The organism is Allorhizobium ampelinum S4, from assembly GCF_000016285.1.
GTDB classification, from domain to species: domain Bacteria; phylum Pseudomonadota; class Alphaproteobacteria; order Rhizobiales; family Rhizobiaceae; genus Allorhizobium; species Allorhizobium ampelinum.
On sequence record NC_011989.1, the window covers coordinates 2,792,270 to 2,806,011 of the forward strand.

13 protein-coding genes are annotated in these 13,742 nt (G+C 53.9%); 3 read left to right on the top strand and 10 right to left on the bottom strand.

Annotated features, from left to right (window positions below; all coding sequences use genetic code 11):
* Positions 1 to 399 precede the first annotated feature (399 nt).
* A complete protein-coding gene (gene dinB / locus AVI_RS13275) occupies positions 400 to 1,524 on the top strand; it encodes a DNA polymerase IV (RefSeq protein ID WP_417883042.1) in 1,125 nt (374 codons plus the stop codon).
* Between the two features lie 360 nt (positions 1,525 to 1,884).
* On the opposite strand, the gene AVI_RS29650 is transcribed toward dinB, so the two are convergent.
* Both AVI_RS29650 and AVI_RS13280 read right to left on the bottom strand, forming a co-directional pair.
* Positions 1,885 to 2,031 (bottom strand): DUF1127 domain-containing protein, encoded by a 147-nt coding sequence (locus tag AVI_RS29650; RefSeq protein ID WP_015916836.1) that lies wholly within the window; start codon positions 2,029 to 2,031, stop codon positions 1,885 to 1,887.
* Positions 2,032 to 2,202: 171 nt separating this feature from the next.
* Complete coding sequence (locus AVI_RS13280) at positions 2,203 to 3,183, bottom strand: 3'-5' exonuclease (protein ID WP_015916837.1); 981 nt, start codon at positions 3,181 to 3,183, stop codon at positions 2,203 to 2,205.
* Between the two features lie 358 nt (positions 3,184 to 3,541).
* Between AVI_RS13280 and AVI_RS13285 the strand changes: the two genes are divergently transcribed.
* Complete coding sequence (locus AVI_RS13285; RefSeq protein WP_015916838.1) at positions 3,542 to 5,899, top strand: Orn/Lys/Arg family decarboxylase; 2,358 nt, start codon at positions 3,542 to 3,544, stop codon at positions 5,897 to 5,899.
* Between the two features lie 22 nt (positions 5,900 to 5,921).
* A complete protein-coding gene (locus AVI_RS13290) occupies positions 5,922 to 6,482 on the top strand; it encodes a GNAT family N-acetyltransferase (protein ID WP_041698156.1) in 561 nt (186 codons plus the stop codon).
* 304 nt (positions 6,483 to 6,786) lie between these two features.
* Here the strand turns inward: AVI_RS13290 and AVI_RS13295 are convergent, their stop codons facing one another.
* From AVI_RS13295 to AVI_RS13335, 8 genes are all read right to left on the bottom strand, one after another.
* Positions 6,787 to 7,020 (bottom strand): PAAR-like domain-containing protein, encoded by a 234-nt coding sequence (locus AVI_RS13295; RefSeq protein ID WP_015916840.1) that lies wholly within the window; start codon positions 7,018 to 7,020, stop codon positions 6,787 to 6,789.
* A gap of 136 nt (positions 7,021 to 7,156) precedes the next feature.
* Entirely contained in the window at positions 7,157 to 8,197 is a 1,041-nt protein-coding gene (locus AVI_RS29150) for a type VI immunity family protein (RefSeq protein ID WP_015916841.1), read from the bottom strand.
* Between the two features lie 75 nt (positions 8,198 to 8,272).
* Entirely contained in the window at positions 8,273 to 9,238 is a 966-nt protein-coding gene (locus AVI_RS29155; protein WP_187152362.1) for a type VI immunity family protein, read from the bottom strand.
* Positions 9,239 to 9,310: 72 nt separating this feature from the next.
* The gene (locus AVI_RS29655; RefSeq protein WP_080516993.1) at positions 9,311 to 10,300 is read right to left on the bottom strand and encodes a type VI immunity family protein; all 990 of its coding nucleotides are present in this window, start codon (positions 10,298 to 10,300) and stop codon (positions 9,311 to 9,313) included.
* A 29-nt stretch (positions 10,301 to 10,329) separates the two neighbouring features.
* The gene (locus AVI_RS29160; protein WP_015916844.1) at positions 10,330 to 11,304 is read right to left on the bottom strand and encodes a DUF4150 domain-containing protein; all 975 of its coding nucleotides are present in this window, start codon (positions 11,302 to 11,304) and stop codon (positions 10,330 to 10,332) included.
* 4 nt (positions 11,305 to 11,308) lie between these two features.
* Entirely contained in the window at positions 11,309 to 12,364 is a 1,056-nt protein-coding gene (locus tag AVI_RS13325; protein ID WP_015916845.1) for a hypothetical protein, read from the bottom strand.
* The gene (locus AVI_RS13330) at positions 12,361 to 13,377 is read right to left on the bottom strand and encodes a DUF2169 family type VI secretion system accessory protein (RefSeq protein ID WP_015916846.1); all 1,017 of its coding nucleotides are present in this window, start codon (positions 13,375 to 13,377) and stop codon (positions 12,361 to 12,363) included. The genes AVI_RS13325 and AVI_RS13330 overlap by 4 nt, the downstream gene beginning before the upstream one ends.
* Positions 13,378 to 13,387: 10 nt before the next feature.
* Positions 13,388 to 13,639: a hypothetical protein gene (locus AVI_RS13335; protein ID WP_041696956.1), complete on the bottom strand. Its 252-nt coding sequence runs from the start codon at positions 13,637 to 13,639 to the stop codon at positions 13,388 to 13,390.
* Positions 13,640 to 13,742 lie beyond the last annotated feature (103 nt).

The window sequence follows — 13,742 nt, forward strand, 5'->3', positions numbered from 1 at the left end:
GTCAGTCAAAATTCTCATTTTGTATCGCAGTTTATATCTCACTTTGTATCGCAAAAAATGGACTTCTTACGACTGAAATCTGTTGAATAACAGGGGTAAATATTAGCCGCACGCCGCCGGGAATGCTTGCGCCCTGAGGCGTTTCCAGAAGCCACACGTAGAGAACAAAATGCGGCGTTCTTCCTTGTTTCTTTTATGGTGTTGGCCGACGGCAACAAGCTTTCCCGCATGACGGGATTCACGGCAATCTCGGGCGTTTCATGAACTTCTCCTTTCAGGGCTTTGCAGCTCACTTTGCCGATGCTATGTTCATTATTTGTTCCAAATACTTTTATGCGGCGGTCGGGAGGTCAGGCAGTTTTATTCATGCGCGATAAAACACATCCGAGGGATCACGCCATGACGAGTTCGGAAGGACCTGAGACGGCCATGAGCCCAGATCGTTCGACCGGCGTCTCTGTGCGCAAGATCATCCATGTCGATATGGACGCCTTTTATGCCTCTGTTGAACAGCGCGACAAGCCCGAACTGCTCGGTAAGCCCGTCGCCGTTGGCGGGTCCGCGGCCCGTGGCGTGGTGGCGGCCGCAAGTTATGAGGCACGCGCCTTTGGCGTGCACTCGGCGATGCCGTCCGTGACCGCCAAGCGCAAGTGCCCGGATTTGATCTTCGTGCCACCTCGCTTTGACGTCTACCGGCAGGTCTCTCACCAGATCCGCGAGATCTTCGCCGAATACACGCCGCTCATCGAGCCACTGTCATTGGACGAGGCCTATCTCGATGTCACAGAAAATCTGAAGGGCATGGAGATCGCCACCGAGATCGCGCTGGAAATCCGGGCAAAGATCAAGGCAGCCACGGGTCTCAACGCCTCAGCTGGCATTTCCTACAACAAGTTTCTGGCAAAGATGGCAAGCGACCTGAACAAGCCAAACGGTCAGGCTGTCATCACGCCCAAAAACGGGCCAGGCTTTGTCGAGGCCCTCCCCGTCAAGAGATTCCATGGCGTGGGACCCGCCACGGCCGAGCGGATGCAACGCCATGGGATCGAAACCGGGCTCGATCTGAAATCGAAGTCGCTTCAGTTTCTTCAGACGCATTTCGGCAAGTCAGGGTCCTACTTCTATGGCATCGCGCGAGGCATCGACGAACGGCAGGTCAGAGCAGATCGCATCCGCAAATCTGTTGGTGCTGAGGATACGTTTGTCGAGGACATCGATGATCTCGATCCGGCCAGGGCGGAACTGCGGCCCCTGGCCGAGAAGGTGTGGCGCTATTGCGAGTCGCACGACATCAAGGGAAAGACCATCACCGTCAAAATCAAATATTCGGATTTCAGCCAAGCGACACGCAGCAAGACCGTGGCAGGATACGTATCGGACATCGACATGATCATGGGGATAGCGGAGCCCCTGCTCGCCTCAGTATTCCCGTTCAAACATCCGGTGCGGCTGCTTGGGATCACCCTGTCATCGCTGAACACCGAAGAAAGCGAGCAGACACCGCAGCTCGCGCTCGAACTCTGATGCGACGGCCCTGAAAACGAAAAAGCCTGCCGCGGGAGGAGGTGCGGCAGGCTTTCCGAAAAGAACCGAACAACGGCTGGGAGGAGGAGTGCCGCAGTTCCGACAGACGTGCCCTGGGAGGAGGAGTAGGCCGTCTGAATTCGAAGCTCTGCGGGAGGAGGTGCATCGCTTCGATAAAAATAAGGATACCAGTTTCCGCCGCACACGAAACAGACTTTGCTGCAGTGCAGCTATGCAAGAAGCGCAAGGCCCTTTTGCGGCGTCAGAAGTATCGAGCTGAGGCTCCGTGGTGGGCCACATACAAAAACGCCCGCGTCATCAGCGGGCGTAGTATCAATTCAATAGCTTGGAAAAAGCCGCTTAGCGAGCAACCGACTGGCGGGCAACGCTGTTGATGTCAGCGCGATTGATGCCCAGATCCTGCAGCTCACGGGTGGTCATGCGACCCAGTTCGGTAACGGTCTGACGATACTTGCGCCAATTGTTGAAAGAGCGTGCTACGTTCATGATGATCCCCTTTCGTGAGGTCTCTTGACGCCAGCAACCTTGCCTTGGTTCCAACGTCGTTTCGATAATTGGAATATAGGCCCTTGCCCGCCCGTCGATAAGACACAAGGTCTGAGGTCAGCCATGCACTCAAAGCATTGGTCTTCTCGGAAACTGATCAAAGCGATTGCATCAAGCCCTAAAACGGTCGAAGGCAGTCAGGCGTTTGATCGGTGGATCTGCCTCGGGATAGCGGTAGATTTCGGTTCGCAGGTATGAGAGTTCCTCGTCTAGCGCCTGTTCATCGACTTCGATCCACCAGGATTTCGGACGACCGTCGCTTCCGTCAGACCAACGATAGCCTCTCGCTTTCAGGTGGTCCTTCATGTCAAAGGGGCTATTCTCGGCAAGGATCCGGACACGCGATCGCTGGCTTGCTTGATAGAGTTCAGCAAAAGCGGTGGAGGCCGTTCCATCATTGTCCCTTGCGAGAACCTCCAGGAGCGCGAAACAATCGTCAACCGCACGATGGCCCTCGTGGAAGAAACCCGCCTGCCCGATGAGATAGCCAAGCTTGGTGCCTTCATATCCCCGTGACGACCAATCGATCTCAGCATTCGAGCAGGCCCAGGCCTTGCCCGCAAACATCGGAGACAACATCTCGCAGAATGGACGGTCAAAACCGGCATTGTGGGCGATCACCAAATCCGCGGGTTCGATCAGGGCCTGGACGACCTCCATATCGATCGATTGACCGGCGACCACCTCGTCGGTGATGCCGGTGAGCGTCGTGATGTCAGCGGGAATAGACATGCTTGGCTGCTGAAGCCCGCCATAGACCTCGGTCACGTCACCGATGTTTCCATTGGAATCGAAAGTGAACGCGATCAGCCCGATCTCGATGATCTCATCCTTGCGCCAATTCAAGCCCGTGGTCTCGGTGTCGAGGATGATGCCTTTGAGCGGGAATTCCGGGCGTGGGAACGGTACGACCTCCCGCGGCATAAGTTTTGTGAGGATGCGGTAGCGGCCCGTCTCCGACAAATGGCGAACCATCTCCTCTTCACTCATGGAAGCGACCAGCTGCTCAGGCTTCACGGGTCTTGATTTGGCACGAACAGCGAGCCGATCGCGCGAAACCTCTCCCGAAAACATGTCAAACTGTTCTGTCATTTCTATCGCCATCACTTCGTCGCCGGTTGCCGCCGTTCAAACACGGTGGGACCGGCAGTTCAATCATAATGGAGCATTTTGGGTCGTTAAGTTAAGAACGCCTAACGTGCAACTGCATGCCGATCGCGACAGAGTCCTCCCTTCCCTGCCGCGACGACCTGATCAGTCTCCGGTCTTCGTGAGATCCAGTAGCCCTCTCGGCAGACTATTCACGCATTCCCGTGTTCAGCATTCCCGTGTTCAGGCTTTGCTCTCCATTGACCTTTTGAACGAACGCCAGTGGTAGCGCATCGCCGTTGTCACAGCCCCGTCATAAAATAAGGCGACAGCTTTCGTTCGATCAACTTTGGATGCTGGCATGGATTATTTCAGACGCTTCAACTTCTTGTTCGCCACACCCTCGTTCGACAGCGAGGATTTGGAAGGCGTTCGTTACAAACAGATCATTCAGGAGATCGAGCGTTCCGGTTTTGAAGTGGTGCGTGCCCGCAATCTGGACGACGCAGAGATCGTTGTTCAGACTGATGCCGCCATCGGCTGTATGATGGTCGATTGGGGCAAAAAGGGGCTCGAAGGCAAGACCTCTCACCTCATAAACTTGATGCGCCGCCGCGGGCTGGATTTTCCCATCATCCTCCTGATCCGTGGAAAGCGTTTCGAGGACGTGCCGGTCGAGGTGCTCGACTTCATCGATGGTTACGTTTTCCTGTCGGAGGAAACGCCCGCCTTCATCGCGAAGAACCTCATTAGCCGTCTGAAGCAATATGCGGAAACGCTGAAAACGCCGTTCTTCGGCGCGCTCGTGGATTACGCAGAGGAAGGTAACCATCTCTGGACTTGTCCCGGGCACAATGGCGGCGTGTTCTACAGCCGCAGCCCGATCGGCCGCGTGTTCATGGAGCATCTCGGCGAAGCGGTCTTCCGCGACGACCTTGACAATTCCGTGCTCGACCTCGGCGACCTCCTCACTCATGAGGGGCCGGCGCTTGCGGCACAGAAGGAAGCGGCAAAGATCTTCGGCGCCGAGAAGACCTATTTCGTGTTGAACGGAACATCTACCTCCAACAAGGTCGCGCTTTCCGCCCTTGTCACGGATGGCGACCTCGTGCTGTTCGACCGCAACAATCACAAGGCTGCGCACCATGGGGCCCTGATGATATCGGGTGGCATTCCCATCTACCTGCCGACCACGCGTAACGCTCATGGTCTCATCGGCCCGATCGACTACGCGTCACTGGACGAGACCGCGCTGCGCGCCCGTATTCGCGCCAATCCCCTGGTGAAGGATCCTGACGCCTGGCAGAAACCGCGGCCATTCCGTGTTGCCGTCGTCGAGCAGTGCACCTATGACGGCACGATCCACAATGCCGAGATGATCCTGAAATCGATCGGTCATCTCTGTGACTACATCCTCTTCGACGAGGCCTGGGCCGGGTTCATGAAGTTTCACCCGCTCTATGCGGGGCGGTTCGCCATGGGGCTCGCCAATCTTGGCCCGGATTCCCCGGGCATCATCGCCACCCAGTCCACGCACAAGCAGCTCGCCAGCTTTTCGCAGGCGTCGCAGATCCACATGAAGGATCGCCATATTACCGGGCAAAAGCGGCGTGTGGAGCACCGGCGCTTCAATGAGAGCTTCATGCAGCATGCCTCCACTTCGCCCTTCTATCCCCTGTTCGCCTCGCTCGACGTCGGCGCGCAGATGATGAAGGGTCGTTCCGGCGAGGTGCTGTGGGACGATACGATCCGCCTCGGGATCGAACTCAGGAAGAAGATGCGCGCCGTACGCAGGGAATTCGAGGACAAGGAGCCGCGTGCAGAGCGCCGTTGGTTCTTCGAGCCTTTCGTGCCGGATCGCGTCTTGATCCCTGATGTTGCAAGCCCCGGTGCCTCGCACGACGTGCCATGGGAGAGCATTGCCACCGACCAGCTGGCGACAAACCCGGCTTTCTGGCACCTCACCCCCGATGCATCCTGGCATGGTTTTAGCGGCATGGAACAGGGGTTCGCCATGACGGACCCCAACAAGTTGACGGTGCTGACGCCGGGCTTCGACCGCAAGACTGGTCTCTATGCCGAACATGGCATTCCTGCCCCGATCGTAGCGCAATATCTTCGCGAAAACCGCATTGTTGCCGAGAAGAACGACCTCAACTCCTTGCTCTTCCTGCTGACGCCTGGGGTCGAGGCAAGCAAGGCCGGCACCCTGATAAGCGGCCTCGTGGCCTTCAAGAAGCTGCATGACGACAATGCATTGCTGGAAGAAGTGATCCCGGAATTCTACCGTCGGCGCCCGGGCCGCTATGCCGGCGTGCGCCTGCGCGATCTCTGCGGCGATCTGCACCGCTTCTTTCGGGATGCCAACGTCAGCGCGTTGCAGGCAAAGCAGTTTTCTGCTGCGCACCTACCACCAATGGCGATGTCGCCGCATGACGCGGCACGCAGCCTGGTGCGCAACGACGTCGATTACCTGCCGATCGACGAGATTACTGGACGCATCGCGACAACCCCCTTCGTGGTCTATCCGCCGGGCATCGCCACCATCGTTCCGGGTGAGCGGCTCACCGATCTGGCGCAGCCGATGATCGACTATCTCAAGATGTTCGAATCCTGCTTCAACACCTTCCCCGGGTTCGAAGTGGAAATCCAGGGCGTCTATCGCGAAACGGATGCCGCCGGGCGCGTGCGGCTCTATACCTACGTCGTTGCGGAGTAGTCTGGCCATGTCGGAACAAATGATGGACCAGGACAACCGGATGGTCATCCGGCCGTCGCGCGACGCAGACGTGGAGGCGATGCTAGCGATTTATCGCCGGCATATCCGCCGCGGCCTCGATGAGGGCGTGGACGACAGCGACACCCCCGAGCCGGACGACCTGCGGGAGCGGCGCAAGAACCTCAAGAGCAAACGCTTTCCCCATATTGTCGCAACCATAGACGGCACGGTCGTGGGCTACGCCTATGTGGTTCTGTTTCGCAAGCGGCCGGCCTATCGCTATACGGTCAAACACTCGATCTATGTGCATCACGACCATATCGGCAAGCGGGTCGGAAGCCAGTTGCTGCGCGGTCTGATCGACGCCTGTGCTGCAGCGGGATTCCGGCAGATCATCGGCTACATCGACGCCGACAATGCGGCTTCGCTTGCCTTGCACGATCGTTTCAACTTCGTGCGCGTCGGCCTGTTGCCGGCCGTAGCCTATCGCTATGGCCGCTGGGCCGATAGCGTCATGGTGCAACGTTCGCTGGGGACGGGTGCAACCACGCCACCTCCCCCGCCGCCGTTATCCACACGCTGACGCCCCACCCCGGCTTTATGCTATGGTAGGACCACAGACCTGCTGGGCTCCGCACGCATCCTAAGAGCATTGGACCGAAAAGTGGAACCGGTTTTCGGATAAATCTGATGCGTAAACAAAAACTTAGAGCAGCGCGACCACTGCAATCGGCTGCATGGTGAAGCTCGACACCGTCATGCAGCCTGTTGGAACACCAATGGTAGATCCTGGGCGTACGGGGTCGGGCATTTTTTCAGATCATCGGCCTGGCTTCCTGTTATTCGAAGGAGCAGAGATGCAGCGTTTTTAGCTCAAGTGTGCAGTTTCAAGGTTCATCGCCGAAGGAGCGGTAGAATTCGGAACCCGTGATGCCATTCATGGCACCGCCATGAGAGAATACCGTGGTCGTGCCATTGGCGAGATCACGGGCATAGGCGGCGTTGGTGTAAGGCACCGGTTTATCCGAGCTTTTGCACAGATCCGGAAGAGTTGAGCGAACCCAGCCATCGGAATGGTTATGGCAAAGTGTCAAGCCGTTGATCGAGACAGTTTCCTGCATGAGGCTCAACTTCCCCGGTAATCCCCTTGTTAAAAGCGGGACTATTACCGATCCACCCTCCTGATTAAGTTTAGACGAATAGCCACAAAAGATATCGGCTGTTTCTACATTCTGCAGCAAGGCGACTATATTGTTATTAATCAAAGCGCCTAACCCACGACAAGGTCTCTTCCACACTGTTATAAGGCTCGGGTAAAACGATCATCCCGAGTTCGTAATCCTCAAATCGAACAGACTTTAAGGCTTTTGCGACACGGCGATAATCATCAAGGACGATACCGCGGTTGTTATCCCCCAGTTGTGGCTCATCACCAGCCTGCACAACGATCCCGCCATCGAAATCATGGACAGGGCAGGATGACCCCAGTTTTTCCCGCAAGACAGTTTTGTCACCAAGACTGGTGGCGACCTTATCCCCAAGCACCGTTAACCAATTTATCGACTTAATAGAAATGCCATCGCTCTCTTCAGAATAAACTATAAATTTCCCAGGATCGGAAAAATCCAAACCAGGAAAACGCTTAAGTGCTGGTAGAACTGTGAGCGCATGGCTGCCCGAATAACTGCCATGCTCAAATAAGACGCTGTATCCAGCACTGCCATGAAGGATATCGACGGCAGACGACCAACGCATAGCAATATCAAGCAACACACCATAACCGTGCTCCGCAATAAAACTTGCAGGGAAATAGGCGCAGATATTAGAGCGGCCGAGTGTCATGAGCGGGTCTGGCCCAATAGCGGTAAAGGCTATACTGATGGGGGCCGGTTCATCGACTATTATCTTAGCCGGATAACCAAACACCATCGTGTCCATGGCTTCATCTGGTGGTAGCGATCTCGCTTGCTCCTCATAGTAATCGATATAAGCCTCGCCATCGGCTTTTGTGAGACGGTTTGCATCGACTTTCAGATAATGCGAGATCTTGTCTGCAAACAGCGCGTGATACTCGCGCAGCATTTGGCAAAGTGCCAGACGTGTTTCCACCCTCTCGCCGCCTAGAAAATAGAGTTCAAGGGAAAAGCCGATTCGAGAAATGACAAAGCCGTTGTGTGTCAATTCGACTTTGTCCAGTTCATTGGCAATCTCAGGCGTAAGATGTTTTTTGCCCATAATATCAGTTTTTCGACAGCTAAGATTACAGCGCTGACGAGGCCCCGTATCCGAATCGGCCATGCTCAGGGAACTTCAATTGCCACGCTATAGCGCCAACGGGAGTAACGAGGAAGAGGCTGCCGGAAGCCTGATGCGTCACTCATCAAATCGGCGAACCCATTTTTGCGTCTCCTCCAAAGAGTCCAGTGGTCGCGGCGCATCGATAAGAGGTCGTTGATGTTCATCAAAGCGAATAGGCTTGAGAACTCTGGAGACGTTTCGGTAGGCTTCTGGGATCTGTCCCTTATTCAAATCACCGAGTTCAGGCCTTTCCCCAGCTTGAACAACGATCCCTCCAGCATATGGATATAAAGCACAGAGATCGCCTATGTCTTTTTCAATCTTAGTCTTGCCGCCAAGTTCGGTTACAAAATCATCATCTATAAATGTGAGCCAATTGACCGTCCTGATTGCTCGCTTGCGCAAACGGTTCATCCGAGCATACCAACGCGATTGCTCGGGCAGGTCTAGTCCTGGAAAGCGCTTCGCTATCGGGAAAGCGAGAAGTCGGTCAGAAAGGCCTTGACGTCCTTCATTGAAGAAAATCGACAAGCCAGCAGTGCCATAGGCCGGTTTCAATTTCTCGCACCACCCCGAAATTAGTGATCGAAACCTCTCATAGCCGACCTTTTCTGGCCAACTTGCAGGAAGGTAAATTCCAATTCGGGAAAACTCGCGCGCCTCTGTATTTCCAATGGCCTCCGCGTAATAAATAGTCGGATTATCAAGATCACCACCTTCTGGATAACCAAACAGAGAAGCTTCAAAACAATCATCTTCCTCGACATTATCGGGCCTCTCTGCTCGCTCCATAATATATCGATTATAATCAATTTCGGTGAGTGGATGAAGGCGGCGGGCACCATCAGGTATATAATGCGTCACCTTGTCAGCGAATATCGATTTATACTCTAAGATGACATCAGCCATCGCCCGCCGTGTCTCAAGGCTCGTCGCCTTTTGCAGCGCAAAATCGATATAGATGCCGAAGCGCAACATTGGAACACCGCGCTCGGATGCTAAACCAATCTCATCAAGGAAACTCCAATCTTTCGCTGCCACACAAAACATCCGTTGAGTCCAAGTGATTTCCCCCCAGGAAAATTGTGCGCTTTACACCTACGGACACTTGTTTCAGTCAAATCGGTGAAACCATTTTACGGTTTCTTCATGGTGGTCGAATGGTTTAGGTGCCTCAATGATGCTGATTGTGCTCGGTACGAAATTGTCGAACCTAATTGGCTTGGTGAGCCGTGCGACTTTCCGATAAGCTTCAGGGACATCACCACGATTGACGTCACCGAGCTGTGGTTCGGCACCCGCCTGAATGATGATGCCGCCATTCCATTTGTGAATCGGGCAATCTTTACCAAGCTCCGCCTCGACATGAGATAATCCACCTAGTTCTTCGACGAATGCGTCATCGAGAATGGTGAGCCAATTTATGGTTCTGATCCACCGTTTGTCAGCCTCTTCCCCAACTTCAATAGTCCAGGTGCCGAGACGAGGCACATCCATACCCGGAAATCTTGTGAAAACAGGAAAGGCGAGCGCGCATTGACGACTGGTAAAACCGCCGGTATCGAACAGCACCGAGACGCCAAATGTTCCGTGACTAGGCTTGAGAATATCGCACCATGACAACAACGTCTTTAGCAAGAACTCGTAGCCTTGAGCCTCCACCCAGGAAGCACGGAAATAAGCATCCACATATGACCACCGGTCAAACTTTGAAGAACCGACGTTTCCTATCGTATATGGAGTTGCTCCATTTACATGGTATTCTGCGTTAAACCCATATAATCCGGCTCCATAGGTTTCAGCGTCGGAAATTTTATCCGTAGACTTATTGTAATAATCAATTGGATCGATTTTATCGATTTTTCGGCGATGTCGCGCACCAAACGGATGAAAGTGGTTAACTTCCTTAGGAAATAAATCACGATATCGGGACAATAGTTTATTACCTCGAATACGCCCTGCTTTCGTTGAGCCGCCTTCATAGAAAAAACTTGCGGAGAATCCGAATAATACATCCTTATATTCGCCCTCTGATAAATATATTTTATCAAAATCGGAAAAATTATTAATGGCGAATGTATCGACAGCGTGAATCTCAGTCATTGCATTGAATTCCCTCAATCATCCAGGATTCAGTAAGCAGGTGAAGCTGTGAAAAGCATATCCAGAAACAGACCAACTGGATTTCTTCTTGCAGCAAAACTGGCTACCGACATTAACGTTTGCGCAACACTCAAGTCTTGCGCTGCCTGCTCTGCTTCTCTTTTTCGAACCTCTTTCGATCTGCCTTTTCCGTCACAATCACAATCGTCAAAATCTACCTTTTCAAAAGTAAGATCATTCTGCTTTGCCATTCTCTGATAATCACTCTCCTGACCGGGATTATATCTGTCCTTAAAGCCGGTCTTCGGATTACTCAGTTTCCCCTCAACGATCGATTTATTATCAAGGTCAGTCACATCTGGGACTCTCGAGCCCGGTGGACGACTTGTACGCAAGCTGCCGTCAGCGCGCTCCCCCAACAGACGCCACTCACCTTTTGGACCGCTTCGAACATAGGTAGCCTCTGGATAGACATTTTTCCCATTTGCCTTGGCCCATTCCTTTAGCTTTGCTGCGACGCAACGCTGGTTCATTGTCCCAGCAGCGAGGCATGCACAGGCAGCCTTGCAAAACTCTTCCAATAGATCTTCATTTTTTTTATCCCGCACTGGCCCGGTAAAATACCCACCCGCCGAGATCGTGTTACCCTTGTTGAGCAACATACGATCCGTCAATCGCGTGACATTACGTCCCTCCATGAACACGTTGGGCGACCAGGAGAGCCATGTTGCCCGGTCAAGGTGCACGCCGGATTTGACACCACCGCCGCTGCCGGGTTCATCGCCGAAGGAGCGATAGAATTCAGAGCCCTTGATGCCATTCATGGCACCACCGTGAGAGAATACCGTGGTCGTGCCTTTGGCGAGATCACGGGCATAGGCGGTGTTGGTGTAAGGCACGGGTTTATCCGGGCTTCTGCACACATCTGGAAGAGTTGAGCGAACCCAGCCATCGGAATGTTTATGGCAGAGTGTCAAGCCGTTGATCGAGACAGTTTCCTGCATGGGCTCAGTTCTCCTTTCCATAGCGCTCGAGCGCGATGACACAGCGGGGGCCTTCAAAATGCGAAGTCGATAGGATCGATAGAAGGCTGGGCCGTCGTTCCTGATCATCGCCTGCGGAAAAATCGGGGTCGATAATGTCCGCAGACGAGCACAAAGCAAATGCTGTCATCACCAAGCCGTTGGCGGCGCCGCAGTCACCGGTATTCGAGAGAGGTGTTTCAAAGTCCGAGAGCAACCTGTCAGGAATGAGCGCCCCCGAAAGCGCAAAGCCAAGGTCTTCCGAGCGCCACCGTTCGCCATTCAGATCGACCAGAAACCGATCCGGCTGAAAGGCTTCAAAAGCCTGACGCAGCGGCTTTGCGAGACCCCGACCAATAATACCTTGTGGCGCCGAGAGATTTTCGGTCTCAAAGCCATTGAAGGCCGATCTTACCGTGCCAACAGGTGAGGCATCCAGGAATGCCGCGTTTGAACCGATCATCACAATAACCGCCGCCTCACCGGGGACAAGGCCATGTGGCGTACCACGCTTATAAATACGATCGTTTATCGCGAGTATGTCGAGGAGTTCTGCATCCATATAGCTGTCAAGCGCAGCAATGGCCATGGCGGGAACCTCTCCCTCCGCAACCTGCCGCAATCCCTTGACCAGTTCATAGGCTGCCAATGTATCGCCATCGGCAAGCAGAACCACGTCCGTAAACAGAGTGGGCCAAGTCTCGCCGATCCAGGACATCAAGCTTTGCCCGATTTTATGCCTGGCTAGCCAGCGCGGCACAACAATCCGTATCGCAACAGGGCCGGATGTAATGGTGAGCGTTGCAATCATATCATCCACGGCACCTGCGAAAAGCCGTTGCAGCCTCAGTTCGAAATTCCGGACGTCTTCAAAAGGCATCACACAGGAAAGCGTGACGGATGCGCCATCCGCACCCACGGGGCCTTTTTCAGACTTCACAAAATTATGCTCATTTGCAGCATAGGCCTTGGACGCATCCGCAAGACTTTTGCCCAACGGACAATTAATCCCAACGCCGTAAACCTGGGCAACAGCGCTCATCGCTCCACCCCAGCCATCTGCTTGATATGGACGCGGCAATGCGAAACCGACATGTCGCCCGTCGGACATGGCACGCTGGTGTTCCACACCATTTCCAGCGTTTTGTCGGAACCATTCAAAAGCACAGAAATCAATTTTGGTCTTGTTTCGACTTTATGACCTCTGATCCAGGTACCACAATCCATAATGACTTGAGGCAGACGAAAGCCGTAGTCGCCTTCTTCGTGCATGCCAAAGATGCGGCCTGACTCTCCCCCCCTAAGATCGAATATCTGATCAGCCGGCGCCACTTGGTAAAATTGCTCGGAAAAGTCTGATGGCAGCAAGGGAGCTTCATATTTACGCCAGTCATCGTCATAGGTTCCGGCATGAGATGCCCGCGGTTGCCATGAGGGTTGGATGGCACCAAAGCCAATAGGCGCAGGCAAGGGCCGTGCATCAACGAAGGCTTCCGGGTTCTCGATCAACGGCAAGAAAACTTCAGTCCCGTTCGGAATGTTTGGCCATTTCGTTGTCCATCCCATACCAATCGGATTATCCTTATTGGCTTCCCCACCAGGATCGAGAAAGTCCGGGCCACCAAGGCTATGCTTCCAGTTCAAGGCGCATGCTTTAAACGCCTCATACCCTTCCAGATCCAGTTTTCCGACCTTCTGGCGCAGCTGTCTTTTGCCAAAAACCATTGCGCGTTTGCCACGTCCAGCCAGATCGAAGCCTACTTCGACCTTATTCACCTCGTAGCCCGCACGGGCACGCGCTTCACCGGTCAAAAGCACGTCAGTCTTTGGCCTGAAAGGGCAGAAATCCCCGTCTGCCTGCAACTCCAGTCCCTCACTGTCAGCATAGTCCGGTTTGATTCGGATTTCACCTTGATCTTCCATCAAGGTGTTCAACTGGCTCGGAAGAATATGAAACCGCGCACGGACTGCGACAGTCCAATGCTCCAGACCAGCCCGATCCCGTGCGAAATAGCCGAGCACAGCAAACGGCGTTTTATTTTCCACCTGCCACATAAACAGATCGTCAATTTAGATCGATAACGGCCGCATCGAGAGCAATAGACCGCTCTGCCTGCTGGGTAATCGAAACTCCTTTGACACGAATGCGGCCATCCTTGCGCAGCGTAAGCGAGGATTTTCCATTGGTTATTGTCAGCGCACCGGTCAGCTCGTCGATCTCCATCATATCAGCCAACGCCATCAATTTTGACCAGCGATCATCACCAGTCGATATGTCGGGCAGCAAAAACGCAGCCTTGTCCTGAATTGCATTCATGAAGAGCTCCTCGGATATTGGGTTTAAAACGGCTTGCACGGCGCAACAAAACATCATCCGTCAGCAACACTATCTGCATGCCCTAAGAACAAGATTACAAATC

Bases quoted from the DNA above. Each gene is read 5' to 3' on its own strand.
- AVI_RS13285 (WP_015916838.1), top strand. From the start codon at position 3,542: ATGGATTATTTCAGACGCTTCAACTTCTTGTTCGCCACACCCTCGTTC.
- dinB (WP_417883042.1), top strand. From the start codon at position 400: ATGACGAGTTCGGAAGGACCTGAGACGGCCATGAGCCCAGATCGTTCG.
- AVI_RS13295 (WP_015916840.1), bottom strand. From the start codon at position 7,020: ATGCAGGAAACTGTCTCGATCAACGGCTTGACACTTTGCCATAACCAT.
- AVI_RS29160 (WP_015916844.1), bottom strand. From the start codon at position 11,304: ATGCAGGAAACTGTCTCGATCAACGGCTTGACACTCTGCCATAAACAT.
- AVI_RS13325 (WP_015916845.1), bottom strand. From the start codon at position 12,364: ATGAGCGCTGTTGCCCAGGTTTACGGCGTTGGGATTAATTGTCCGTTG.
- AVI_RS29650 (WP_015916836.1), bottom strand. From the start codon at position 2,031: ATGAACGTAGCACGCTCTTTCAACAATTGGCGCAAGTATCGTCAGACC.
- AVI_RS13335 (WP_041696956.1), bottom strand. From the start codon at position 13,639: ATGAATGCAATTCAGGACAAGGCTGCGTTTTTGCTGCCCGACATATCG.
- AVI_RS29150 (WP_015916841.1), bottom strand. From the start codon at position 8,197: ATGGCCGATTCGGATACGGGGCCTCGTCAGCGCTGTAATCTTAGCTGT.
- AVI_RS29655 (WP_080516993.1), bottom strand. From the start codon at position 10,300: ATGACTGAGATTCACGCTGTCGATACATTCGCCATTAATAATTTTTCC.
- AVI_RS13330 (WP_015916846.1), bottom strand. From the start codon at position 13,377: ATGTGGCAGGTGGAAAATAAAACGCCGTTTGCTGTGCTCGGCTATTTC.
- AVI_RS13290 (WP_041698156.1), top strand. From the start codon at position 5,922: ATGGACCAGGACAACCGGATGGTCATCCGGCCGTCGCGCGACGCAGAC.
- AVI_RS13280 (WP_015916837.1), bottom strand. From the start codon at position 3,183: ATGACAGAACAGTTTGACATGTTTTCGGGAGAGGTTTCGCGCGATCGG.